The following is a 23233-nucleotide window of genomic DNA, read 5'->3' as shown; positions in this document are numbered from 1 at the left end:
CCTTCAGGACCCGGCCGGCAGATGGCCGTCGAGACGCCCGTCGAGGCGGCGGTCGCCGGGACGACCGCCGAGCCGTACGTCCCGTCCGTGCGGACCGCCGTCGGCGCGGCTGACGTAACGGCCGTCGAAACGGCCGTCCAGGTGGCACAGCAGCAGACAGACGTCGTCGTCGCGCTCCGAGTCGCTCAGCATCGGCTCCAGGATGCGCTCCGCCGACCCGTCCAGATCCGCGTCCAGCTCGTCGGCGCGGAACGCGCCCAGCGCCGCCGACAGACGCTCGATCCCCGGGTCGATGCCCTGGGCGCGGCGCTCCACCAGTCCGTCGGTGTAGAGCGCCAGCGTGGAACCGGGTTCCAGCGGCACGGTGTGGTCGGAGATCTCCTGGTGCAGTGGGATGCCGAGCATCGCCCCCGGCTTGGCGTCGAGCGTGCGCACCCGCCCGTCGGGCCCGCGCAGCACGGGCGGCGGATGCCCCGCGGCCGCCCACGTCAGCACGGGCTCGCCGGGCTGGAAGCGTGCGATCACGGCTGTGGCGTACAGGTCGGGCTGAAGGTGGTGCAGGAAGGTGTGCAGCCGCGTCAGCAGCTCGCCGGGGGTGCCCCCGTCGACGGCGTACGCGCGCAGCGCGGTGCGCAGCTGGCTCATCATCACCGCCGCGTGCAGGCCGTGCCCGGTCACGTCGCCGATCACCGTGATCAGACTGCCGTCGGGCTGCCGGAACGCGTCGTACCAGTCGCCGCCGATGTTCAGCCCGTAGGTCGCCGGCAGATAGCGCGCCGTCAGGCGCAGGCCGGGGAGGCTCGGCAGCTCCGTGAGCAGGGCGCGCTGAAGGGTCTCGGCGATGTCCTGGTTGTGCTCGAAACGGCGCGCGTTCTCCAGCGCGCCGCCCGCCCGCCGGGTGAGCTCCAGGAGCATCACGGCGTCGTCGGGGTCCCAGCGCTCACCCGGCGGGGTCAGCGTCAGCACGCCCAGGGGCGCGCCGCGCGCGGGCAGCGGCACGCACAGCAGGGGCCGGTCGGGCAGCAGCGCCGACGGGGGCTGGTCGTTCACCCCGGGCAGGCCGCCCGGCCGCGCCGCCGCGTACTGCGGCCGGCCGGTGCGGGCCGCGAGCACGGCGGCCGCCGGACGGGGGACGGAGGGGCCGCGGTCCCCCTCGGCGTCGAGGAGCCACACGTCGACCGTGCGGGCGTACTCGGGGACCAGCAGCTCCGGCAGCCGGCGCACGATCTCCTCATGGTCGAGGGAGGCCGTCAGCGCCGCGCTCGCGTCGGCCAGGAAGGTCAGCCTGCGCCGGGCGGCCTCCGCCTCCCGGCGCGCCGCGCGCTCCGCGGCGAAGGCCTCGCGCTGCGCCCGCCCGGCCGCGTCGAGCTCCGCGTGCAGCGCCAGGACGCCCTGGTTGGTCTGGTGCAGCTCCTCCCGGTGGAAGGCGACGAGTTCCTCCTGCCCGGCGAGCCGGTCCAGCAGGACGGCGGCGTCCTCGTCGGCGCCGAGCAGGGCCTCGGAGAGCACGGGGGCGTCGGCCGCCAGCGGGTCGGCCGCCGGGCCGGCGGGTCCGGGACAGGGCGCGGTGATCAGCCACGGCGGCTCGTCGCCGGCGGGGGAGCGGGCCACCTCGACCCGCAGGGTCGCCCGGGCCGTCGTCAGGACGAGCCGCCAGGCACCGCCCTCGGCCAGACACCGGCGCAGCCGCGTGCCGAGTGCGGCGGTCAGCCGGGTGCGCTCCAGCGGCGGCACGCCGCAGGCGGCGGCCACCCGCGCGGTCGCGATCCGCACCCGTGCGGCGTCGGTGACGGTGCTGATCTCCCAGGTGCGGGTCATGTGCGGTCCGGCGGGGTCGGGGACAGGACGGCCACGGCGGTGTCGTCACGCGCCGGGCGGGCGGAGCTGCCGGCGTCGCGCACCGTCACGGTGGCGGTGAGCGCGGGGTCGGCGGACAGCAGACGGGGATCGGCGGGCGGCGCCCAGCGGCTGGGCAGCCCGTCGCTGTGCAGGACGAGGAGACGGTCCGGGGCCCAGCGGGCCTCCGTCTCGGGCAGCCTCGAGGGCCGGTAGGCGCCGACGATGCCGGGCCGGGAGAGCAGATGCCGCCAGGAATCGCCCTCGCGCAGCCGCGCGCCCACGTTGCCGATGCCGGCGAACCGCAGCCGCCCGGCCCGCAGGTCGAGCTGGGCCACCGCGGCCGCCGCTCCCCGCGTGCCGCGCAGCGCGTCGTCCAGTCGGCGCAGCAGCTCGGCCGGCGGGAGGTGGCCCGAACGCCGGGCCTCCTCCACCGCCGCGGTCGAGGCGAGGGCCGCCTCGGGCCCGTGTCCCAGCCCGTCGGCGAGCATCAGCGTCAGCAGGTCGCCGGCCCGTACGCAGGTCCAGGCGTCCCCGGAGTGCTCGGCGCCCCGGAAGGGGACGTTGACCCCGCCGACGCGCACCCCGAAAGGCGCGTCCGCGACGACCTCGCCCGCCGCGCCGGAGCCGGTCCGGCCTCCGGCCGCGCCGGGGCGGCCGCGGGACGCCGCCGTACCGCCTATCCGGGCGAGCGCGACCGTGCCGCGCCCGAGGACGCTGTGCAGGTCGAAGTCGTCCGCCAGCCGTCGGCAGGTGCCCAGGCCGGCGCCGAGCGAGCCTGCCGTGGAGAATCCGTCGTCGAGGGCCGCCGGGACGTCGGCCATGCCCGGCCCGTGGTCCACGGCGGCGATCTGGACCATGAGGCCGTCCGCGCGTCCGCCCGGCGCGGCGACCGCCTCCACCAGGAGCTGTCCGCCGTGCGCGTGCTTGAGCAGGTTCGTCGCCAGCTCCGTCGCCACCAGGGCGGCGGCGTCGGCGCGCGCCCGGTCCAGACCGGCCAGCGCCGACGCGCCCTCCGCGGCCACCCGTGCGTCGCGCAGCCGCGTCGAGTCGTGCACGGGGACGTCCCACACGCGGGTCATCTCAGCTCCTCCCGTGGCCGGGGCGGGCGATCGGCCCAGGAGGTCACCGTGACCGTGGTGCCGGACCCGGGCGCGCTGTCGATGGCGAACTCGTGCACCAGCCGACGGGCTCCGCCCAGGCCCAGGCCCAGCCCGTCGCCCGAGGTGTAGCCGTCGCTCAGCGCCTGCTCCAGGTCGGGGATGCCCGGCCCGCGGTCGGTGAAGGTCAGCCGCAGTCCATGCGTCCCCCGCCCGTCCTGCACGCGCTCGGTCGCCACCTCGCCGCCACCGCCGTACACCAGGGTGTTGCGGGCCAGCTCACTGGCCGCCGTGACCAGCTTGGTCTGCTCGACCAGGCCGAAACCGACCGCGGCGGCCGCCTGACGCACGTGCTGGCGCACCCACACCAGATCCAGGTCCGAGCGGATCGGCAGGCGGGCGTCGACGCCCGCGGCCGTCCCGCTCACCGTGGCTCCCGGCGCGGGCGGTCCACCGGCGCCGCGAGCAGCTCCAAGGCCGCCTCCGTGCTCAGCGCGGTCCGCAGCCCCGGCAGCGTCAGCCCCAGCTCCACCAGGGTGATCGCCACCGCGGGCCGCATACCCGCCACCACCGTCCGGGCGGCGAGCAGACGCGAGCCGGCCGCGATCTCGGCCAGCACACGTCCCAGGTAGGAGTCGATGATCTCGACCCCGGAGATGTCGATGACCACTCCGGTCACCCGGCTGCGGACGATCGACTCGGCGATGTCCTGCTGCAGTCGCTCCGCGGTGCCGTCGTGCAGGTCGCCCTGGAGGGTTACCAGCAGGACGTCGCCGAGCCGGAGCACCGGCACGGGGGCCGCGCCCGCGCGCGAGAGATCGTGGTTCACCGGGGACCAGCACCGCCGGGCGTCACGGACACGATGTCGGCGCCCAGCCGGTGCAGGGCGTAGGCCAGGGCGTCGGCGAGGCTGGAGCGGGTGACCACGGGCAGGTCGAGGCCGAGATGGACGATCGTCTGCGCGATGGCGGGCCGGATGCCCGAGACGACGCACTCCGCGCCCATGAGCCGCACGGCGGCCACGGTCTTCATCAGGTGCTGCGCCACCAGCGAGTCGACCGTCGGCACCCCGGTGATGTCCAGGATCGCGAACCGCGCCTGCTGGTCGACGACCGACTCCAGCAGGGTCTCCATCACGACCTGGCTGCGGGCGCTGTCGAGCGTGCCGATCAGCGGGACGGCGACGATGCCGTCCCAGAGCCGGATGACCGGCGTGGCGACCTCCAGCAGCTGCACCTGCTGCCGGTCGATGAGGGCCTGGCCCTCGGTCAGCGAGGTCTCCATGACCACGAGCCGCAGCGTCCCCATCAGCGCCGTGAGGGTCGTCGCGCACTCCCTGACGTGCTCGGACGAGGCCTGCGGGAGGTCGGCGACGAGCAGGTCCACCGCGGGCACGCGCAGGGCGTCCACCTCGCGCGAGATCTGCGCGGTGGTCAGTCCGGCGCGGGCCCGGGAGGCCGCCGTCATCGCCAGCTGCTCGCGCACCGGCGTGAAGCCGGAGCCGTCGGTGTCCTCCACCCGGCCTGACCCGGCCACCTGGGCGAGCGCGTCGGCGATCGCCCGGCCCGCTTCCACCGCCTCGTCCCGCGAGACGGTGAACACCGCACGGAACAGGGGTTCGTCGGCCCATCGCTGGGCGATCTGCTCACGGCGGCGGCTCAGGAACGCGCCGACCTCCTCCGTGGGCGTCGGGTTCTGCGCGTTGCGTGCCGCCGTGTCGTGTTCCGGCAACTGCTTCACTCCTCGTCCGCTTCGTGTCGCTGTGGTCCCGCCGATGGCGAGGGGACCGTACTGGGCCCGTCGCCGGGCGGCAGATCCGCATCGGGACTGCCGGACGACGACGGGAACTGTCCTGCGAACCAGTCGAGACACACGACCAGCGCGTCGTCGTCCGGCTCGGTTCCGCCGCGGTGGGCGGTGAGCTCGCGCAGCACCGCGCCGGGGACGTCCGCCGCCGGCAGCAGGGCCGCCGAGGCCACCGCCCTGGCGAGCGCGTGCTCGCCGTAGGCCACGCCGTCCGGCGACGCGACCGCGTGCACCCCGTCGCTGACGAAGAGCAGCCGGTCGCCCGGCAGCAGGTCGAACTCCTGCGCCGTGTAGTCGGTTTCCTCGAACATGCCCAGCGGCAGTTGCGCGTCGAGCGCGAGGCGGGTCAGGGCCCGGTCGCGCACCAGCAGCAGCTGCGGCGAGCCGGCGTCGACGACCCGCATGCACCCCGTGGACAGCTCGATCTCCGCCAGGAGCACCGACAGGTGCGCCTCGCCCCGGTAGTGGGCGTGGATCGCCTGGTCGGCGAGGGCCGCCTGGTCCGCGACCGGGATCCCGGCCCGGCGCGCATTGCGCAGCGCATTGATCCCGAGTCCGGTCAGCAGCGACGCCTCGATGCCCTCGCCCATGCCGTCGGTGACGTACACCAGCAGCCGGTCGGCCGAGGCTGCCCAGTCGAAGTTGTCCCCGAAGACGGCGTAGGCGGGCTCGAGCTGGGCGCCCAGCGCGTACTCGTCGGCGGCGCAGGACCGGGCCGGGAGCAACTCCCACTGCATCTCGGCCGCCAGCGTCAGCCGGTCGGTGCGGCGTGCCTGCCGGTAGACGTCGGTGTCGCGCTCGGCGACGACGACCTCGTGCCCCAGGAGCCGCGCCAGCTCGGCGAGTTCGGCGAGCCGCCCGTCGTCGAGCTCCGCTGCGGGCAGTGTGACCGACAGGACGCCCAGCCGGTCGCCGCGCACGGTCACGGGCAGGTGCGCGACGACGAGGCCGTCGGCGCGGTCCTCCACGTACGGTTCCTGGGACCCGAAGGCGCGGCCGGGGGCGCTGCCGTGCAGGGGGACCGACCGCCGGTGCTGCGGGTCGTGCCCGTCGGGCGCCACGGTCAGCAGCGCCGTCAGTCCGTAGTCGGCCAGCCGGAAGTCGACCGCTTCGGCCGCGTGACGGGCGCGCAGCACGGTGTGCAGCGCGCCGGGCAGCCGGTGCGGTGCCGCCGCGCGCAGGGCGCGTGCGGCGGCGACGAGTGCGTTCACGCGGCCGGTCCCGTCGTCTCCCCGCGGCGGGGGTGGGCTGACAGCCGCCGAGAAGCCTGCGAGAGTGTCACCGTGATGTCGCCCTCCTCGCGTTCCTCGCGTCCGCAGCCCCACCAGGTGGCGCGTGTGACCTCACAGGCGTCGGAACTGCTGGAAGTCCTCTGGGGTCGTGCCTCCACGGCGCCGGTCTCCGCCTCCCAGCTGCGTGTGCTGTTCATCCTGGAGCACCACGAAGGCATCAACCTGCGCACGCTCGCCGACTCCCTCGGGTCCACTCCGCCGTCCACCAGCCGTCTGTGCGACCGGCTCCAGGCCGTCGGCTTCGTCGAGCGCCGCACCTCCGCCGGGAGCCGCCGGGAGCTTGAGCTGTTCCTGAGCCGCCGCGGGAGCGCCTTCCTCGCCGACCTCAGGTCGCGCCGGGAGGCGGCCCTGGAAGGCGTGCTGGAGCAGATGCCAGAAGCGCAGCGCGCCGCGCTGCTGGGCGGCCTGGAGGCTTTCTGCGCGGCCGCGGCCGCGCAGATCCACGAGTCCGACGCCGCTGACGCCCGGACCGCCTGACGGTGTTCCCGGGCGATCGGGTTCGCCCACCGGCGCATCCGTGATCCCTCCCGCATCGGTCCCGCTCACTCTGTTGCTTTGCTGGACAGTTGTCAAATGACAACTGTTGGGCGTCGGTCGTCCGCCCCTGCGAGTTTTCCGGCCCGGCCCGGCGCCCGGGACCCCGCGGACGGCGTCCCGCCGCTCAGCGGCCGCGGGAGTCGGGCGCCTCGGACGCGTGCTGCCGGTCGATGAGTTCCAGCGCCTGCTCGGGCTTGTCGGATATGGGCACGGTGATGCTGACCCCGGTGAGGTCCAGGACCCGGCGCACCGCCGGCGTCGGATTGATCACGTGCACGCTGCCCGGCAGCCCTCGGGCCTCCTGGTAGACCCGCAGGATGATGTTCATCCCGGACGAGTCCATGAACGGGACCTCGGAGAGATCGATGAGGAAGTGCCGTCGTCCGTGATGGAGCTGGTTGGCCAGATGCGCCTGGAACTCGGTCGCGGTGTCGAGATCGAGATGGCCCGCGACCGTGACCAGGGCGACGTCCTCACGAGGGAGGGTGACCTCGACGGACAGGGGGTTCTGGGCGATGGACACGTGTTCCTCCGAAAGCTGGCGGTCGGGGGCGTCTGCCCCGGCGGGCGACTTCGATGCGCCGCGACGGTGGACGGGGACGACGGGCGGCACGGATACGTACCCCATGGTCCGGTCCAGCCCCTTTCCACCTGCGGATCTTGGGCCTGTTGGTGCGCACAGGCGGATACCCCCGAATCCCCGGGACATGCATCGACGTCGCAGACCCGCGCCCGCCCGGACTCCTGTCGCAGCCGGATGCCCACGATCACCGCAGCCGGATGCCCACGATGCAGGTGTCGTCGTCCGTGTCGGACCTGCTGTACGTGAGCAGCCGGTCCAGCTGCTGGTCCAGGGTCGGCGGCACCGTGCGGGCCTGCACCAGCAACTGGGTCAGCGACTCCTCCACGGACCGGTCGCGCCGCTCGATCAGGCCGTCGGTGTACATCAGCAGGGTGTCGTCCGCCGCGAGCTGGACCTCCGCCTCCTCGTACTCCGTGTCCGGCACGGCGCCCAGCAGCATGCCCGCGAGCAGGGGCAGCGGCGCCGCATGGGCGTCCCGCACCAGCACCGGCGGAAGATGGCCCGCGCGGGCCCAGCGCAGGGTGTGCCGGGACGGGTCGTACAGACCGCACACCGCGGTGGCCGTGATGGAGCCGGTCAGATGGTGGGCGACGATGTTGAGCCACGACAGCAGCTGCCCCGGTCCCGCCCCGGTCACGGCCAGACCGCGCAGCGCGTTGCGCAGCACCACCATGCTGGTGGCCGCCTCGATGCCGTGTCCGGCGACATCGCCCACGCACAGCATCACCAGCCCGGAGGGGAGCACGACGGCGTCGTACCAGTCGCCTCCCACCAGGTGCTCCTCCTCGGCCGGCCGGTAGCGGACCGCCACCTGGAGGCCGGGAGCCTCCAGCGGGGCCCGCGTGGGCGGCATGATGGCGTGCTGGAGCTGCAGCGCGAGCCGGCTGCGCTCGCTGGCGTGCTGCTCGGTCTGCGCCAGCTGGTCGCGGGTGGCGGCCAGCGCCACCTCCGTCCAGTGCTGGGAGGAGATGTCCTGGTAGGCCCCGCGCACGGCGACCAGCCGCCCGTCGGTGTCCAGCACCGGCTCGGCCACGATCCGCATGTGCCGGGTCACCCCGTCCGGCCGCTGCAGCCGGAAGGCGGCGGAAGCGGGCCGGCGGCGGTGCAGCAGCGTGCGCAGCAGACGGCCCACGACGACCGCGTCGTCGGGGTGGGTGTGCTCCGCCAGTTCCTCCAGCCGGACCGGAGGACTCGACAGCGGCCGCCCGTACAGCGCGAACAGCTGCCCGTTCCAGGTGGTCTCACCGGTGAGGAGGTCCTCCTCGAAGCCTCCGATGCGGCCGAGGCGCTGGGCGTTCTGCAACAGGCTCGCCAGCCGGGCCGCCTCGTCCTCGATCCGCCAGATGAGCAGCACGCACGTGCCGTGCCGGCTGATGCTGAGATCGGCCACCGCCGCCAGCGGCACCTCGCCGACCAGCGCGGTCAGACTCATCCGGCGGGCCCGGAACGGCTCGCCCGTGGCGTGCACCCGCTCGATCCGCTGGAAGAGGTCGCCGCCGCCGGCGGCCATCGGATAGGCCTCCAGCAGCAGGGCGCCGTTGATCACCGCCCGCGGCCGGCCCGCCGGGTCGAGGAACCGGTCGTTGACGTGCTGGATGCGGAAGTCCAGGAGCTTGCCCGCCCCGTCGACGTGCGGCACGAGCACCAGGGCGGGATCGTGCAGGCCGTCCGTCAGGTCCATCAGCTCCGACGCGTCCGGCAGCACGACCGGCTGCTGATCGGTCCCGCGCACGTACGCGTACGACTGAAGGGTGTGCGCGCACAGCTCCGCCAGCGCCTCCACCTGCCGCATCACCTGCGGCGGCTGCGGGGCAAGGGGCGACGGCCAGGCGATCTCCAGGATCCCGTGCACGCGCCCGGCCGTCGCGGCGGGCACGGCGACCCGTCCGCCCTCGGGATGCAGCTGGCGGCCGACGGTGGGCAGCCCGGTCCGTTCGAGCGATCCGATCCACTGGGTCGACCCCTCGGCCAGGGCGTTGCGCGCCACGGTGGCCACGTCCGGCGGCACGTACCGCCAGCGCTCCGCCTCGCCGGGGGAGAAGCCCGCGCTCCCGGCCAGCGTCAGCGAGCCGTCGGAGCCCACCGCCCAGATCGCCACCGCCACCGCGCCCAGCGGGCCCAGCGCGTGCTGCAGCAGGGAGTCGGCGACCGCCTGCGTGTCGTGCGCCGCCGCCAGCGCCCCGCTCTCGGCGGTCCGCAGCCGCACGGCCGTCGACTGCTCCGCCGGATCGTCCACCCCCCGGACGGCGGCGAGGAAGGCTTCCGTCACCTCCGAGACGCGGTCCTTGGCCGCCTGGTTGATGACCTCCACCGCGAACTCCAGCGGGGTCGTCCCGGCCTGCTCGGCGAGCGCGGTCAGCTGTTGCGCCGCCTCGGCCGGCCCGCACCCCAGGCGCTCCACGAGGATGCCCTTGGCGAGCTCGACCAGGGCCCGCCCGTCGGCCTCGGCCTGGGCCGCCCGCACCTCCTGGCGCAGCCGGTCCACGGTGGCGGCCAGCCGGCCCACGGGCGAGGACGCCGCGTCCGCCTCGGCGAGGCTCGCGTCCTGCCCGGACACGAGCGCGTGCCCGGCGGGCGGGGCGGGGCTCGCCGTGGCGGTCGTGGCCCCGGCGGCGCCGGCCGGCGCCGCCGGACCGGACCGGGCGTCGCCGGATTCTGTGGGCTGGGCGGGAATGGTCACGGTGTGCTGGTCTCCTCGGCTCGGAACGCCTGTGGCGCGGGGCGGGCAGGACCTCCTCAGACGGACAGCCAGCGGCGGACGCAGGCCATGAGGTCATGGGTGTCGACCGGCTTGGTGACATAGTCGCTGGCCCCTGAGGCGAGGCTCTTCTCCCGGTCGCCGGGCATGGCCTTGGCCGTCACCGCGACGATGGGCAGCTCGGCGTACTCGGGCATGCGGCGGATCTCTGCCGTGGCCGTGTACCCGTCCATCTCGGGCATCATCACGTCCATCAGCACCATCGCGATGTCCGGGTTGTTGCGCAGGGTGTCGATCCCCTCGCGGCCGTTCTCCGCGTGCAGCACCCGCACCCCGTGCAGCTCCAGAATGCCACTGAGCGCGAACAGGTTGCGCGCGTCGTCGTCGACCACGAGGACCGTGCGGCCCACGACGGCGTCGTCGACCGGCGGCGGCCCCTCGGGCTGCTGCGGCTCGTCCGGGCGCACCAGCGCCAGGACGTCCCCCGGCTGCTCGGCCGACAGGTGCAGCGTGATGCGCTCGCGCAGCTCGTCCAGGCTGGACAGGAACTCCATCGGCTTGCCCGCGGCACGCGACTGCAGGCTCCGCTCCTGGGCGAGGTCCGCGCGGTGCCCGCTGTGCACGAGCACCGGCACGCCGGTCAGCGCCGAGTCGTTGTGCAGGGCCTCCAGGAACCGCGACGCCTCCGCGTCGGGCATGCCCAGCTCCAGGACGACGCAGTGGCACGGCTCCGCGGCCAGCGCGCCCGCGGCCTCGTGCGCGCCGACCGCGGTGACGATGTCGACGGGTGCCGCCGACGTGCCGTCCTCCCGGCCGCGCGCCATGTCCGCGACGACGCTCTCGGCCACCAGCGTCAGCAGACCGCGCGGCCGCTCCTCCACCACCAGCAGCCGGCGCGGGCGCCGCGCGGCCGGACCCGCGGCCAACGGCACGCCCTGGACGCCGGGGACGCCGGCGGGGATCGCCGCGGGCGGTTCGCCCAGGACCCGCTCCACCGGCCGGCCGCCGTCGATGACCTCCTGGAAGTCCCGTCGCGCCACCGGCAGATAGAGGGTGAAGGTGCTGCCGCGCCCCGGAGTGCTGTCCACCGTCACCGCGCCGCCCAGCAGGTGCGCGATCTCGCGGGTGATGGACAGCCCCAGACCCGTCCCGCCGTACTTGCGGCTCGTGGTGCCGTCCGCCTGCTGGAAGGCGCCGAAGATGGTCTCCAGCTGCTGCTCGGGGATGCCGATGCCGGTGTCCCTCACCCGGAACGCCACCACGGTGCCGCCGCGCACCACACCGCTCGGCACCTCCTCGTCGGAGGCCGGCTCGATGCGCAGTTCCACGCCGCCCTGCTCGGTGAACTTCACCGCGTTGGAGAGCAGGTTGCGCAGCACCTGACGCAGCCGGGAGTCGTCGGTCAGCAGGTCGGCGGGGGCCCCCGCGGCCGTGTCGATCCTGAACTCCAGGCTCTTCTGCGAGGTCATCGGCCGGAACGTGGCCTCGACGTAATCGATGAGCTGCCGCAGCGAGACCCGCTCCGGCGAGACGTCCATCTTGCCCGCCTCGACCTTCGACAGGTCCAGGATGTCGTTGATCAGCTGCAGCAGGTCCGAGCCGGCCGAGTGGATGATGCCCGCGTACTCGACCTGCTTCGGGGTGAGGTTGCGCGAGGGGTTCTGCGCCAGCAGCTGGGCCAGGATGAGCAGGCTGTTGAGCGGGGTGCGCAGCTCGTGGCTCATGTTCGCCAGGAACTCCGACTTGTACTTCGACGCCAGCGACAACTGCTGTGCCCGCGCCTCCAGTTCCTGCCGGGCCTGCTCGATCTGCAGGTTCTTCGCCTCGATGTCGCGGTTCTGCGCCGCCAACAACGAGGCCTTCTCCTCCAGTTCGGCGTTGGAGTGCTGGAGCTCCTCCTGCTGGGACTGCAACTCGGCCGATCTGGCCTGCAGTTCAGCGGTCAACCGCTGGGACTCGTCGAGCAGCTCGTCGGTGCGGGCGTTCGCCACGATGGTGTTGACGTTGACGCCGATGGTCACCCGCAGCTGCTCCAGGAAGTCCACATGGGTCTGGGTGAAGGACGTGACCGACGCCAGCTCGATCACGCCGAGCACCTGCCCCTCGAAGACGATGGGCAGCAGCAGCAGGGCGCTGGGCTCCACCTCGCCCAGCCCCGAGGAGACGGTGACATAGCCGGGCGGCAGCTCGTCGACGGTGATCGTGCGGCGGCTGCGCGCGGCCTGGCCGACCAGGGAGCGGCCGAAGGGGACGCGGGTGGGCCGGGTGTCGTCGGCGGGGTAGCCGTAGGCGCCCACCAGGCGCAGCTCGGGTCCGTCGGGGCCGTCCTCGGCGAGATGGAAGGCGCCGAACTGGGCCGACACCAGCGGCACCAGCTCGTCCATGATCAGCTCGGCGACCACGGGCAGGTCGCGGTGGCCCTGCATCAGGCCCGAGATGCGCGCCAGGTTGGTCTTGAGCCAGTCCTGCTCCTGGTTGGCCCGCGTGGTCTCGCGCAGCGACTCCACCATCGAGTTGATGTTGTCCTTGAGGTCGGCGACCTCACCGGAGGCCACCACGGTGATCGACCGGGTGAGGTCGCCCTCCGCGACGGCGCTGGTGACCTCGGCGATCGCCCGGACCTGCCGGGTCAGGTTCCCGGCCAGCTCGTTGACGTTCTCCGTCAGGCGCTTCCACGTGCCCGAGACGCCCTCCACCTCGGCCTGGCCGCCGAGGCGTCCTTCGGTGCCGACCTCGCGGGCGACGCGGGTGACCTCGTCGGCGAACGCGGAGAGCTGGTCGACCATCGTGTTGATGGTCGTCTTCAGCTCGAGGATCTCGCCGCGGGCGTCCACGTCGATCTTCTTCGACAGGTCGCCCTTGGCCACCGCCGTGGTCACCAGGGCGATGTTGCGGACCTGGCCGGTGAGGTTGTTGGCCATGGAGTTGACGTTGTCGGTGAGGTCCTTCCAGGTGCCGGCCACGTTCGGGACCTGCGCCTGGCCGCCGAGGCGTCCTTCGGTGCCGACCTCGCGGGCGACGCGGGTGACCTCGTCGGCGAACGCGGAGAGCGTGTCCACCATGGTGTTGATCACATCGGCCAGCGCGGCGACCTCGCCCTTGGCCTCGACGGTGATCTTCTGCGACAGGTCGCCGCGGGCCACGGCGGTGGCGACCTGGGCGATGGAGCGGACCTGACCCGTCAGGTTCGACGCCATGACGTTGACGTTGTCTGTGAGGTCCTTCCAGGTGCCGGACACCCCGCGGACGGTGGCCTGGCCGCCGAGGTTGCCCGCCGTGCCGACCTCGCGGGCGACGCGGGTGACCTCGTCGGCGAAGGCGGAGAGCTGGTCGACCATCGTGTTGATGGTGTTCTTCAGCTCGAGGATCTCGCCGCGGGCGTCGACGGTGATCTTCTGGGAGAGGTCGCCCTTGGCCACCGCCGTCGCCACCTGGGCGACGTTGCGGACCTGGTTGGTGAGGTTTCCGGCCATGAAGTTGACCGAGTCCGTGAGGTCTCGCCAGGTGCCCTTCACGCCCTTGACGTCCGCCTGGCCGCCGAGGCGTCCCTCGGTGCCGACCTCGCGGGCGACGCGGGTGACCTCGTCGGCGAAGGCGGAGAGCTGGTCGACCATCGTGTTGATGGTGTTCTTCAGTTCCAGGATCTCGCCGCGGGCGTCGACGGTGATCTTCTGGGAGAGGTCGCCCTTGGCCACCGCGGTGGTCACCTGGGCGACGTTGCGGACCTGGTTGGTGAGGTTTCCGGCCATGAAGTTGACCGAGTCCGTGAGGTCACGCCACACCCCGGCCACCCCCGGCACCTGGGCCTGGCCGCCGAGGCGTCCCTCCGTGCCCACTTCGCGGGCGACGCGGGTGACCTCGTCGGCGAAGGCGGAGAGCTGGTCGACCATCGTGTTGACGGTCTCCTTCAGCTGGAGGATCTCGCCGCGGGCCGGCACGTCGATCTTCTGGGAGAGGTCGCCCTTGGCCACCGCGGTCGCCACCTGGGCGATGTCGCGCACCTGCGTGGTGAGGTTGCCCGCCATGGCGTTCACGGAGTCGGTGAGGTCGGCCCAGGTCCCGGACACCCCCGGCACCTCGGCCTGTCCGCCCAGAGTGCCCTCGGTGCCCACCTCCCGCGCCACCCGGGTGACCTCGGAGGTGAAGACCGACAGCTGGTCGACCATGCCGTTGAAGACGGTGGCGATGTCGCCCATGAGACCGTCGCCGTCGGTGGGCAGCCGGGTGCCGAAGTCCCCGTCCCGTACCGCTGTCAGGCCGGCCAGGAGCTGGCGAAGCTCGTGGTCGCCGGGAACCGTGTCCGACGTCTCGGTCACGTTGCTGGTCATGCGTATCCTCGTTCCGCTCCCCAGGAGCCCCCGGACGGGGACTCGGAACCGGGCCGCCCGGGTGGGCGGCCCCGCATGTCGCGCCAGTGTTTCCGCAGTTCACGGAAGTGTGCGATGAGAGAAATCCGCCGCAGGCTAACCCACGCGAGCGCACGGAAACAAAGCCTCACATCACTTCGCCCACACAGGAATTCCAGAGCGTGCACACGATGCATGCATGACCGGAAGCGGGGTACCCGATCAGATTTCCTCTCCGCGACGACGCGGTCCGTCCGCCCCGGCGCCCCCGCGTCGTGCGGGCGTGGTGCACCTGTTTCCCGCGGCTTCCCGGGCGGGCGCCCACGCCCGCCCGGCCGAGGCCCGAAACAGGCCGTCCCGCCCCGAATGCGGCTGCCCCGGCAGGGTAATTGCAGCTGTGGAACGCGAGAAGGGAGCAGCGTGACCATCCACGGAATCTGGTCGTACGCGCCGGGCAGCGGTCATGTCGAGGGACAGGACCTCACCGGCTACGCCGTCGTGACGACCGACGGCACCCTGGGACATGTGGAACGCGAGGCCGGGCCGCAGGGGATGCGGCACCTGGTCGTCGACACCGGCGTCTGGGTGTTCGGCAGGAGCGCCGTCGTCCCGGTGGGCCTGGTGAAGGGCGTCGACCACGCGGCCCGCCAGGTCTCTCTGGCCTGCACCGGCGACGAGGTGAAGGAGGCGCCCCGCTTCCGCACCGACAGCGAGACCGGCGACCCCGCCTATCTCACGGCCGTCGGCGAACACTACGGCCGCCCGGCCCCGAGGGGGACGGCGTCGCCGTGAGGGAAGGGGAGTCCGCGACCGTACGGACCTGCGCGCCCGCGGCGCGGGTGACGACCGCGGCGTCCGCCCGGGCCCATGCCCGTGCGGTGGTGGACTCCCGGTGGGATCCCTCGACGCACCCGGCGCGCGAGGAGGACGTGATCGATCTGCTGCTCGTCGTGTCGGAGCTGGTGAGCAACGCCCTCCGGCACGGCGGCGGACTGGCCGGGTTCGAGGTGACGCCCGTTCCCGAGGGGATCCGCGTCGACGTCCGGGATCACAGCGACGTCGTGCCGGCCGCCGCGTACGGGCCGGGCTCCCCGCCCGCCGGGGGTCGTACGGGCGGTTACGGCTGGCCGCTGGTCGTCCGTCTGGCCCGGGAGATCGACGTCGAGAAGCGGTCCACGGGCGGGAAGACGATCAGCGTGCTTCTGCCGGTCCGCGACCTCGACCGCCCGGTCTGAACAGCGCGCACCGCACGCCGGCCGCACCGTGGCCTCACCACGGCAGGAAGACGTGGACGTCCTTGCCCGGCTCCTGTCCCGCGTCCGCGGTCACCACGCTGACCTGGGTGCAGAGCGTGTGCACCAGGTACCAGCCTATGCCCCCGCCGCCGCTGTCGGGGTGGAACGGGCGAGGGGTCGGCGGAGTGCTGTTGGTGTCGTGCACCGTGACGTGCACCCCGTCGAACGTGCGCCGCAGCTGCAGCTCGAACGGCCCCGGCGCGTACTGGACCGCGTTGGCGGCCAGCTCCGTGACGATCAGCACGATGTCGTGCCAGCACTCCGGCGCCGTCGGCGGTGACGCCCGCGCCAGGTCGTGGAGGAATTCCTCCGTGGTCAGTCGCGCACCCGTCACGTCGTGCGGTTCACCCGCAAAACGGGCCGTTCGGCTCGGAATCGCCCAGGAGGACAATGCTTCGTTACCCCGCGGCTCGGTTGCCATGTCAGTGTGCGGTCCCGCCTCGGCCGGGACCGTCGTCCTTTCTCGTGCGGCTGTGTCCGTGTCCGGCTTCGCCCCTTGCAGGGTTCCCGGGGCCGCCCAGGCTACGCGTCCGTCCGGTCGCGGCCTACGGCTCCGCAGGACGTACGGCACGGCTCCTCGCCGCCGGGGCGGGCCGGGATCCGACGGTCCGTCACCAGGTGATCACCCCACGTGCGAGAGGCGGCCGGAGCGGTCCCGCACCGGGTGGGCCCGCGGGCGCTCCCCGCGGACGGCCGGAGCCGGCTCAGCGGAACACGTCGTCCGCGTCGTCCCAGTTCAGGACCTCCTCCTGAGGACTCTGCCGGGGCAGTCGCGCCCGCGCCTGGTACATCGCCTCGATCTCCGCCGCGTAGTGCGCCACGATCGAGTCGCGGCGCAGCTTCATCGAAGGGGTCAGCAGCCCGTTGGTCTGGTCGAAGGGCTGCGGCAGGATACGGAAGGCCCGGATCGACTCCGAGCGGGACACGGCGCTGTTGGCGGCGGCCACCGCCCGCCCGATCTCCTCCCGCAGCGCGTTCTCCTCGCGCGTCTCCCGGCTCTGCGAGTCCCCGTGCAGCGTCAGACCACCGCGCCAGTGCGCCAGGAAGTCGGGGTCGAGGGTGATGAGCGCGCCCACGCAGGGCCGGTTGTCGCCCACCACCACCGCCTGGTGGACGAGCGGGTGCATCCGCAGCCGCTGTTCCAGCGCGGTGGGCGCCACGCTCTTGCCGCCGCTGGTGATGATGACGTCCTTCTTGCGGCCGGTGATCGTGAGATAGCCGTCGGAGTCCAGGTAGCCCAGGTCCCCCGTGGCCAGCCAGCCGCCCGACAGGGCCGCACGCGTCGCCGCGTCGTCGTTGAGGTAGCCCTGGAAGACCGACGGGCCGCGCACCAGGATCTCCCCGTCGTCCGCGACCCGGAGGTCCGTGCCCGGGAGGGGCTGCCCGACGGTGCCGGACTTCTCCCGGCCCAGGGGCTGCATGGTGATCCCGCCGCCGGTCTCCGTCAGGCCGTACCCGTCGTGCACGTAGATGCCGATGCCCTCGTAGAAGAGGGACAGATCGCGCAGGAGGGGCGAGCCGCCCGAGGTGGCGCGGTGGACCCGGCCGCCGAGCGCCGCCCGGAGTCTGCGGTACACCGTCCGCTCGAACACCGCGTGCTGCAGCCGCAGATCGAGGCCCGGCCCCGAGCCGCGGCCCAGGCGCTGCCGCTCGACGGCGGCCGCGAAGACCCGCGCCGTCTCCGCCGCCCGCTCGAACAGGGCGCCGCGTCCGGCCTCCTGGGCCACCCGCAGGAAGTTCTTGTAGATCTTCTCGAACACCGAGGGGACCGCGTACAGATACGTGGGGCGGAAGGTGCGCAGCGACTCCGTGACCGCTTCGGCGCCGAGGTCGGGCTCGTGACCCATCAGGATGCCCCCGCGCAGGCACAGCCCCTGGATCATCAGTCCGTAGACATGGGAGAACGGCAGGAAGGCCAGGACGCTCGCCTGCTCGCCCTCCGGCGCCGCCGTGTGCCCCCAGCCGGCCAGGAGCGTGTCGCACGGACTGGCCAGACTGCGGTGGGTCAGCGCGCAGCCCCGTTGCCGCCCGGAGGTGCCGGAGGTGTACGCGATCACGGCCGAGGAGTCGGGCAGCACGATCCGGCGCAGCGAGTTCACCGTGGTGAGCGCCACCGACTCACCGCGCTGCGTGAGCTGTTCGAGCGCTCCCGCGTCCAACTGCCATACGTGGCGCAACGCGGGCAGGGCCGCGCACACGGATCCCACGGTCATGACGCTCTGTTCGTCCTCGACGACCACCCCGACGCAGCCGGAGTCCCGCAGGATCCACTCGACCTGCTCGCGCGAGGACGTCGGACAGACGGGCACCACCTCGGCGCCCACCGCCCACAACGCGTGACACAGCACCGTCCACTCGTACCGGGTGCGCGCCATGATCGCGACGCGGTGGCCGGGGGAGATCCCCGACGCCACGAACCCCTTGGCGAGATCGGTCACTTCGTCGCACAGCTCGGCGGCCGTGACCTGTTCCCAGCCGGCGGAGGCGTCCGCGCGCCGGGCGAGCACCGGGAGCGCGGGGGTACGGGCGGCGGTCTCGAAGACGCTGTCGGCGAGCCCTCCGGTCAGGGGCGAGGGGGCTGGGGGAGCGAGGGCGAAGTCGCGCATGCGCTGCTCCTGACGTGTGCGGGCTGTGACTCCGCCGACGGGAAGGGTCATCGACGGTGGTCGAATGTAGCCCAGGAGAGACCGCTTGTGGCCGGGAACGGATATGTAATCCGCCTTGACGATCTCGACCCCAGGGCCGGGCTCCTCAGGCCTGCGTGTGCTCCACGCAGGCGGTGACGACCTCGCGCAGACTGCCGGTGCGCTCCCACACCTCACGCTGGACCTCGGCCCCGGTGCCGTGCCGCAGCAGTCGGGCGCAGGAGGCGCGGGCCCGCTCCAGGTCACCGCTGTCCGACAGCGCGCCCTCCACGTGCTCCAGCAGGGCCTCCACGACCGTCTCGGCGCGGGTGCGCCGCATGGTCGCCGGGTGCAGCAGGTCCCCGGTCAGCCCGGTGCGCGCGGCGCGCCAGTTGGCCAGCCGCAGCAGACTCACGCTGTGGTCGAGCGGACCCCGGCCCGACTGCCGGTCCCGGGCGGCCGTCTCGACGAGCCCGCGCACCAGCGTGGCGATCAGCACGGCGGTGTCCGCGTGCAGACAGACGTCCGCCACCCGCACCTCCACCGTCGGATAGCGGGCCGAGAGCCGGGCCTCGAAGTAGACCATGGCCTCGTCGAGGATCGTGCCCGTGTCCACCATGTCCGCCACCCGTCGGCGGTAGCTCTCGGCGGAACCGAACAGCTCGGTCGGACCCGCCGACGGCCAGCGCTGCCACACCCTGCTGCGGTAACTGGCGTAGCCGGTCTCCCGCCCCTGCCAGAAGGGCGAGTTGCCGCTCAGCGCGACCAGCACCGGCAGCCAGGGCCGGATCCGGTCGACGACGGCCACGCCCTCGTCGTCCGACTCGACGGACACATGCACGTGGCAGCCGCACACCATCTGCTCACGCGTCGCGATCCCGTACTGCTCCGCCATCCACTGGTAGCGCCGGTTCATGCCGATCGAGGGGCGCGCCGGCAACGGCGAGGTGGCGAGCGCGGCGACGGCGCACCCGGCCTCCCGGGCATGCCGTGCCGCCTCCCCGCGGATGCGCACGATCTCCGCGCCGAGCTCGTCCATCCCCGACTGTGGGTGGGTGTTGAACTCGAGCATCTGGCTGTGCAGTTCCTTCTCGAAGACGTCGTCGTCCGCCGCGCACCGCGCGGCACGGGCGAGGACGGCGGCGGACAGGGCCTGCGGCTCCCCGGACCCGGGGTCGACCAGGAGAAGTTCCTCCTCCACTCCGACGGTGCGCACGCGAGGTGACCTTCCTGTGGTGGGTGGTACGCACCCGCCTGCCCCCTCCGCCTGCTTTCAAGCGGACGAGGGCGCCAGCCACACCGTGGCCAGCGGCGGCAGCGTCAGCCCGATCCGGCCCTCGCGGGACGCGACCGGGGCTGCCTGGCCGACGCCGCTGCCGCCGTAGCGTGCGGCGTCGGTGTTGAGTACCTCGCGCCAGGCCGGGACGTCGCCGGGGACGGCCAGCGGATAGTCGTGGCGCACGACCGGGGAGAAGTTGCTGACGGCGAGCAGCGGAGCCCCGTGGGCGTCGTGCCTGAGGAACGCGAAGACGTTGTCGTCCGCCGCGTCGCCGAGCACCCAGCGAAAGCCTGCCGGGTCCGTGTCCCTCTCCCAGAGCGCGGGGGTGGCCCGGTAGACGGCGTTGAGGTCGCGCACCAGATCCTGCACGCCCCGGTGATCGCCCGCCGATGCGTAGCCGGGGTCGAGCAGCCACCACTCCGGCCCGTGCTCCTCCGACCACTCCGCGCCCTGCGCGAACTCCTGTCCCATGAAAAGGAGTTGCTTGCCGGGATGGGCCCACATGAAGCCCAGATAGGCCCGCTGGTTGGCGCGTCGCTGCCACCAGTCGCCGGGCATCTTGGACACCAGCGCCTGCTTGCCGTGGACCACTTCGTCGTGGGAGATGGGCAGCACGTAGTTCTCGCTGTACGCGTACACCATCGAGAACGTCATCTCGTTGTGGTGGTACTTGCGGTGCACCGGATCCTTGGCGATGTACTGGAGCGAGTCGTGCATCCAGCCCATGTTCCACTTCAGCCCGAATCCCAGACCGCCGCTGTCGGTCGGCCGGGTCACCCCCTCCCACGCGGTGGACTCCTCCGCGATGGTGACGACCCCCGGGTTGCGGCGGTACACCGTCGCGTTCATCTCCTGCAGGAACGCCATCGCGTCCAGATCCTCCCGGCCGCCGAACACGTTCGGCGTCCACTGCCCGGAGTCCCGGGAGTAGTCGAGATAGAGCATCGAGGCGACGGCGTCCACCCGCAGACCGTCGACATGGAACTCCTCGCACCAGTAAGTCGCGTTCGCCACGAGGAAGTTGCGTACCTCGACGCGCCCGAAGTCGAACTCGAACGTCCCCCAGTCCGGGTGCTCGGCCCGCCGGGAGTCCCCGGGTTCGTACAGCGGGTCCCCGTCGAACCGCCCCAACGCCCAGTCGTCCTTGGGGAAGTGCGCCGGCACCCAGTCCACGATCACACCGATCCCGGCCCGGTGCAGCGCGTCCACCAGGCACTTGAAGTCGTCCGGCGTGCCCAGCCGGGAGGCCGGCGCGTAGAAGCCGGTGACCTGGTACCCCCAGGAGCCGGAGAACGGGTGCTGGGCGACCGGCATGAACTCCACGTGGGTGAAACCGAGGTCGCCGACATACGCCGGGAGCACCTCGGCCAGCTGACGATAAGTCAGACCTGGTCGCCAGGAAGGCAGATGGACCTCGTACACGGAGAACGGCGCCACGTGCACCGGGACGTCGCCCCGGTGCGCCATCCACTCCCGGTCCGTCCACTCGTAGTGCGAGGCGTGCACGATCGACGCGGTGTCCGGCGGTACCTCGCAGCGCCGCGCCATCGGGTCGGCCTTGAGAAAGCGGTGCCCGTGGCGGGAGGTGATCTCGAACTTGTACCGGGCGCCCTCGCCGATGCCGGGCAGGAAGAGCTCCCACACCCCGGACGAGCCCAGGGACCGCATCGGGAAGGCTGTCCCGTCCCAGAAGCAGAAGTCCCCGGCGACCCGCACCCCCCTGGCGTTCGGCGCCCACACCGTGAACCGGGTGCCGCTCACCCCCTGGTGCGCCATCGGCTCCGCGCCGAGCGCCTTCCACAGCTCCTCGTGCCGCCCCTCGCGGATCAGATGCAGATCGAGGTCGCCGAGGGCGGGCAGGAAGCGGTACGGATCGTCCACCTTGTGCTCGACACCGTCGTACGACACCAGCAGCGTGTACGCGGGCGACTCGGCCGACGGCAGGACGGCGGCGAAGAGACCGTCGCCCTGAGAGGCCAACGGCGTGGCATCGCCGTCGATCACGACGCTCACGGCGTCCGCGAAGGGGCGCAGGGCCCGGAAGAGGATGCCGCCCGGTACCGGGTGCGCGCCCAGCAGGGCGTGCGGATCGTGGTGGGAGCCCGACAGCAGGCGGTCGCGGTCGCCCGGATCGAGCGCGGGCGCCGTGCGCGGGCGGGGGCCGGCCGACTCGGGCGGAGTGGTGTCACGCAGGGCCACGGGGGTCAGCCTCCTCGGACGGCGAGTCGCTCGATCGCCGCCATGGGTACGGGCAGCCAGTCGGGACGGTTACGGGCCTCGTACAGCACTTCGTACACGGCTCGGTCGGTCTCGTAGGCACGCAACAGGGCATGTTTCTTCCGGGGGTCCCAGCCTGCGCGGGCCGCGTAGCCCGCGCAGTAGGCCTCCCGGCAACGCCGTGCCCACTCCGGCCGCCACGGGCGGCGCTGGCGGGCGGCGTAGTCGAAGGAGCGCAGCATCCCGGCGATGTCGCGGACCGGGGAATGGGCGCTGCGCCGCTCGGCCAGCGGACGCGAGGGCTCGCCCTCGAAGTCGATGACGAACCAGTCGCGTCCGGCCCGCAGGACCTGACCGAGGTGCAGGTCGCCGTGGATGCGCTGGGCGGGCGGCCCGGCGTCGCACACGGCCAGCGCGCCGAACGCGGTGGTCAGCCCGGGGACGAACGGCCGCAGCGCCGGCACGTGGCGGGCCGCCGCCTCCAGCCGTTCGGTCATCGCCGCCGCGGTCCGTCCGTCCTCGGCGTCCGGACCGGCCGGGAGGGCCGCGGCCAGCGCCAGGTGGACGTCCGCGGTGGCCCGTCCCAGCTCCTCGGCCTCGGCCGTGAAGTCCTCCCCGCGGGCCAGGGCCCGCAGCGCGAGCGTCCAGCCGTCCGACGCGTCGGGCAGGAACGGCTGGAGCACGCCGAGGGTCGCCTCCTGCGGATGCGTCGTGCGGAACCAGGCCACGGGCGCGGGAACCCGCCCGCACCCCTGCCCGGCCAGGGCGACGGGCACCTCCAGATCGGGGTTCACCCCGGGCTGGACGCGCCGGAAGATCTTCAGGATGAACGCGTCCCCGTACACCAGCGAGGTGTTGGACTGCTCGGCCTCCAGCAGCCGCGGCGCGAGCCCCGGGGGCAGCGACACGGACGGGTCGGACTCGAAGCACAGCGGGCCCAGGGCGCCGGGGTGGCGCATCCGCTCCAGGAGCAGCTGCGCCGAGCGGGGGTCCTGCAGCGCGTCATGGACCGTCAGCCCGGCCAGCGGCCCCTGTTCGACCCTGCCGATCAGAGCACGCCCCAGCCGGGGCGACAGATGCTCCTGGACGCCCAGCAGCAGCTGGTAGCAGTCGCCGGCCGGGGGAGTGCCGCCCGGCGTCGGGAGCCCCGACTGGTCGGCGTGCACGAGCAGATGCAGACAGCCCGGATACAGCTCGGTCATCGACAGCATGCGCAGATCGGTGAGCGGCCGGTCCTTGCCGGCGAACCAGCGCTGCCGGGGCAGCCATTCGCACAGCAGCGCGGCGAGCGGTCCGACGGAGCGGACGCCGCTCGCGCTGCCCGGTCGCAGGGGTGCGGTCCTCGTCACGGTGACCCATCCTTTCCGCGGCGCACGCTCACTGGCGGCGACCGATCCGGGACGCGGCTCTGGTGAGCCGGAACCAGTAGAAGCCGTGGCCCGCGAGGGTGAGCAGGTAGGGCAGTTCACCGATGGCGGGGAAGCGGACTCCGCCGAACAGCTCGACGGGGTGGCGGCCGTCGTAGCGGCTGAGGTCGAGTTCGGTGGGCTGTGCGAAGCGTGAGAAGTTGTGCACGCACAGCACCAGGTCGTCCTCGTGTTCGCGCAGGAAGGCGAGGAC

Annotated in this window: 18 protein-coding genes; 3 read left to right on the top strand and 15 right to left on the bottom strand. The window is 73.1% G+C overall.

The features are described from left to right. Positions 1-3: 3 nt before the first annotated feature. Genes IE239_RS26980 through IE239_RS26955 form a run of 6 tightly spaced genes read right to left on the bottom strand, consistent with a single transcriptional unit; the run spans position 4 to position 5953 of the window. Positions 4-1818, bottom strand: a complete 1815-nt coding sequence (locus IE239_RS26980) for a PP2C family protein-serine/threonine phosphatase (protein ID WP_190152004.1) — start codon at positions 1816-1818, stop codon at positions 4-6. Next, positions 1815-2918 carry an ATP-binding SpoIIE family protein phosphatase gene (locus IE239_RS26975; RefSeq protein WP_190152003.1) on the bottom strand — a complete coding sequence of 368 codons (1104 nt, stop codon included), beginning with the start codon at positions 2916-2918 and terminating at the stop codon, positions 1815-1817. Before IE239_RS26975 ends, IE239_RS26980 begins: the two co-directional genes overlap by 4 nt. Continuing rightward, positions 2915-3364 (bottom strand): anti-sigma regulatory factor, encoded by a 450-nt coding sequence (locus tag IE239_RS26970; RefSeq protein WP_190152002.1) that lies wholly within the window; start codon positions 3362-3364, stop codon positions 2915-2917. Before IE239_RS26970 ends, IE239_RS26975 begins: the two co-directional genes overlap by 4 nt. Then, positions 3361-3765: an STAS domain-containing protein gene (locus IE239_RS26965; RefSeq protein ID WP_190152001.1), complete on the bottom strand. Its 405-nt coding sequence runs from the start codon at positions 3763-3765 to the stop codon at positions 3361-3363. Before IE239_RS26965 ends, IE239_RS26970 begins: the two co-directional genes overlap by 4 nt. Next, entirely contained in the window at positions 3762-4667 is a 906-nt protein-coding gene (locus IE239_RS26960) for an STAS domain-containing protein (RefSeq protein WP_190152000.1), read from the bottom strand. Before IE239_RS26960 ends, IE239_RS26965 begins: the two co-directional genes overlap by 4 nt. 5 nt (positions 4668-4672) lie before the next feature. After that, a complete protein-coding gene (locus IE239_RS26955) occupies positions 4673-5953 on the bottom strand; it encodes a PP2C family protein-serine/threonine phosphatase (RefSeq protein WP_190151999.1) in 1281 nt (426 codons plus the stop codon). A 75-nt stretch (positions 5954-6028) separates the two neighbouring features. Between IE239_RS26955 and IE239_RS26950 the strand changes: the two genes are divergently transcribed. Next, positions 6029-6511, top strand: coding sequence for a MarR family winged helix-turn-helix transcriptional regulator (locus tag IE239_RS26950; RefSeq protein ID WP_190152106.1), 483 nt, complete (start codon positions 6029-6031; stop codon positions 6509-6511). Between the two features lie 184 nt (positions 6512-6695). Here IE239_RS26950 and IE239_RS26945 read toward each other — a convergent pair whose 3' ends face one another. The 3 genes from IE239_RS26945 to IE239_RS26935 form a co-directional block, all read right to left on the bottom strand. Further along, the gene (locus IE239_RS26945; RefSeq protein WP_190151998.1) at positions 6696-7094 is read right to left on the bottom strand and encodes an STAS domain-containing protein; all 399 of its coding nucleotides are present in this window, start codon (positions 7092-7094) and stop codon (positions 6696-6698) included. A gap of 244 nt (positions 7095-7338) precedes the next feature. After that, entirely contained in the window at positions 7339-9711 is a 2373-nt protein-coding gene (locus IE239_RS26940) for a SpoIIE family protein phosphatase (protein ID WP_229878338.1), read from the bottom strand. A gap of 179 nt (positions 9712-9890) precedes the next feature. Continuing rightward, positions 9891-14180 carry a HAMP domain-containing protein gene (locus IE239_RS26935; RefSeq protein ID WP_190151996.1) on the bottom strand — a complete coding sequence of 1430 codons (4290 nt, stop codon included), beginning with the start codon at positions 14178-14180 and terminating at the stop codon, positions 9891-9893. Positions 14181-14618: 438 nt separating this feature from the next. Between IE239_RS26935 and IE239_RS26930 the strand changes: the two genes are divergently transcribed. Together IE239_RS26930 and IE239_RS26925 are read left to right on the top strand one after the other, a co-directional pair. Continuing rightward, positions 14619-14990, top strand: coding sequence for a PRC-barrel domain containing protein (locus tag IE239_RS26930; protein WP_190151995.1), 372 nt, complete (start codon positions 14619-14621; stop codon positions 14988-14990). Then, the gene (locus tag IE239_RS26925) at positions 14987-15433 is read left to right on the top strand and encodes an ATP-binding protein (protein ID WP_190151994.1); all 447 of its coding nucleotides are present in this window, start codon (positions 14987-14989) and stop codon (positions 15431-15433) included. Before IE239_RS26930 ends, IE239_RS26925 begins: the two co-directional genes overlap by 4 nt. 34 nt (positions 15434-15467) lie before the next feature. Here the strand turns inward: IE239_RS26925 and IE239_RS26920 are convergent, their stop codons facing one another. The 6 genes from IE239_RS26920 to IE239_RS26895 form a co-directional block, all read right to left on the bottom strand. After that, on the bottom strand, positions 15468-15914 hold the full coding sequence (locus IE239_RS26920; protein ID WP_190151993.1) for an ATP-binding protein: 447 nt from the start codon (positions 15912-15914) through the stop codon (positions 15468-15470). 283 nt (positions 15915-16197) lie between these two features. Next, positions 16198-18099, bottom strand: coding sequence for an AMP-dependent synthetase/ligase (locus IE239_RS26915; RefSeq protein ID WP_190151992.1), 1902 nt, complete (start codon positions 18097-18099; stop codon positions 16198-16200). Between the two features lie 145 nt (positions 18100-18244). Continuing rightward, complete coding sequence (locus IE239_RS26910; RefSeq protein WP_190151991.1) at positions 18245-19333, bottom strand: glutamate--cysteine ligase 2; 1089 nt, start codon at positions 19331-19333, stop codon at positions 18245-18247. A 57-nt stretch (positions 19334-19390) separates the two neighbouring features. Then, a complete protein-coding gene (gene glgB / locus IE239_RS26905; protein WP_190151990.1) occupies positions 19391-21595 on the bottom strand; it encodes a 1,4-alpha-glucan branching enzyme in 2205 nt (734 codons plus the stop codon). Between the two features lie 5 nt (positions 21596-21600). Next, complete coding sequence (locus IE239_RS26900) at positions 21601-22962, bottom strand: maltokinase N-terminal cap-like domain-containing protein (protein ID WP_190151989.1); 1362 nt, start codon at positions 22960-22962, stop codon at positions 21601-21603. Positions 22963-22990: 28 nt separating this feature from the next. Then, on the bottom strand, positions 22991-23233 hold a 243-nt coding region (locus IE239_RS26895), incomplete at its 5' end, for an alpha-glucosidase C-terminal domain-containing protein (RefSeq protein WP_190151988.1).

The sequence above is a fragment of the Streptomyces humidus genome (assembly GCF_014649655.1).
In the GTDB taxonomy this organism is placed as follows: domain Bacteria; phylum Actinomycetota; class Actinomycetes; order Streptomycetales; family Streptomycetaceae; genus Streptomyces; species Streptomyces humidus.
The sequence above is the reverse complement of the archived record's forward strand: the minus strand, read 5'-3'. Positions and strand labels throughout refer to the sequence as shown.

Bases quoted from the DNA above. Each gene is read 5' to 3' on its own strand.
- IE239_RS26975 (WP_190152003.1), bottom strand. From the start codon at position 2,918: ATGACCCGCGTGTGGGACGTCCCCGTGCACGACTCGACGCGGCTGCGC.
- IE239_RS26915 (WP_190151992.1), bottom strand. From the start codon at position 18,099: ATGCGCGACTTCGCCCTCGCTCCCCCAGCCCCCTCGCCCCTGACCGGA.
- IE239_RS26950 (WP_190152106.1), top strand. From the start codon at position 6,029: ATGTCGCCCTCCTCGCGTTCCTCGCGTCCGCAGCCCCACCAGGTGGCG.
- IE239_RS26980 (WP_190152004.1), bottom strand. From the start codon at position 1,818: ATGACCCGCACCTGGGAGATCAGCACCGTCACCGACGCCGCACGGGTG.
- IE239_RS26935 (WP_190151996.1), bottom strand. From the start codon at position 14,180: ATGACCAGCAACGTGACCGAGACGTCGGACACGGTTCCCGGCGACCAC.
- IE239_RS26920 (WP_190151993.1), bottom strand. From the start codon at position 15,914: ATGGCAACCGAGCCGCGGGGTAACGAAGCATTGTCCTCCTGGGCGATT.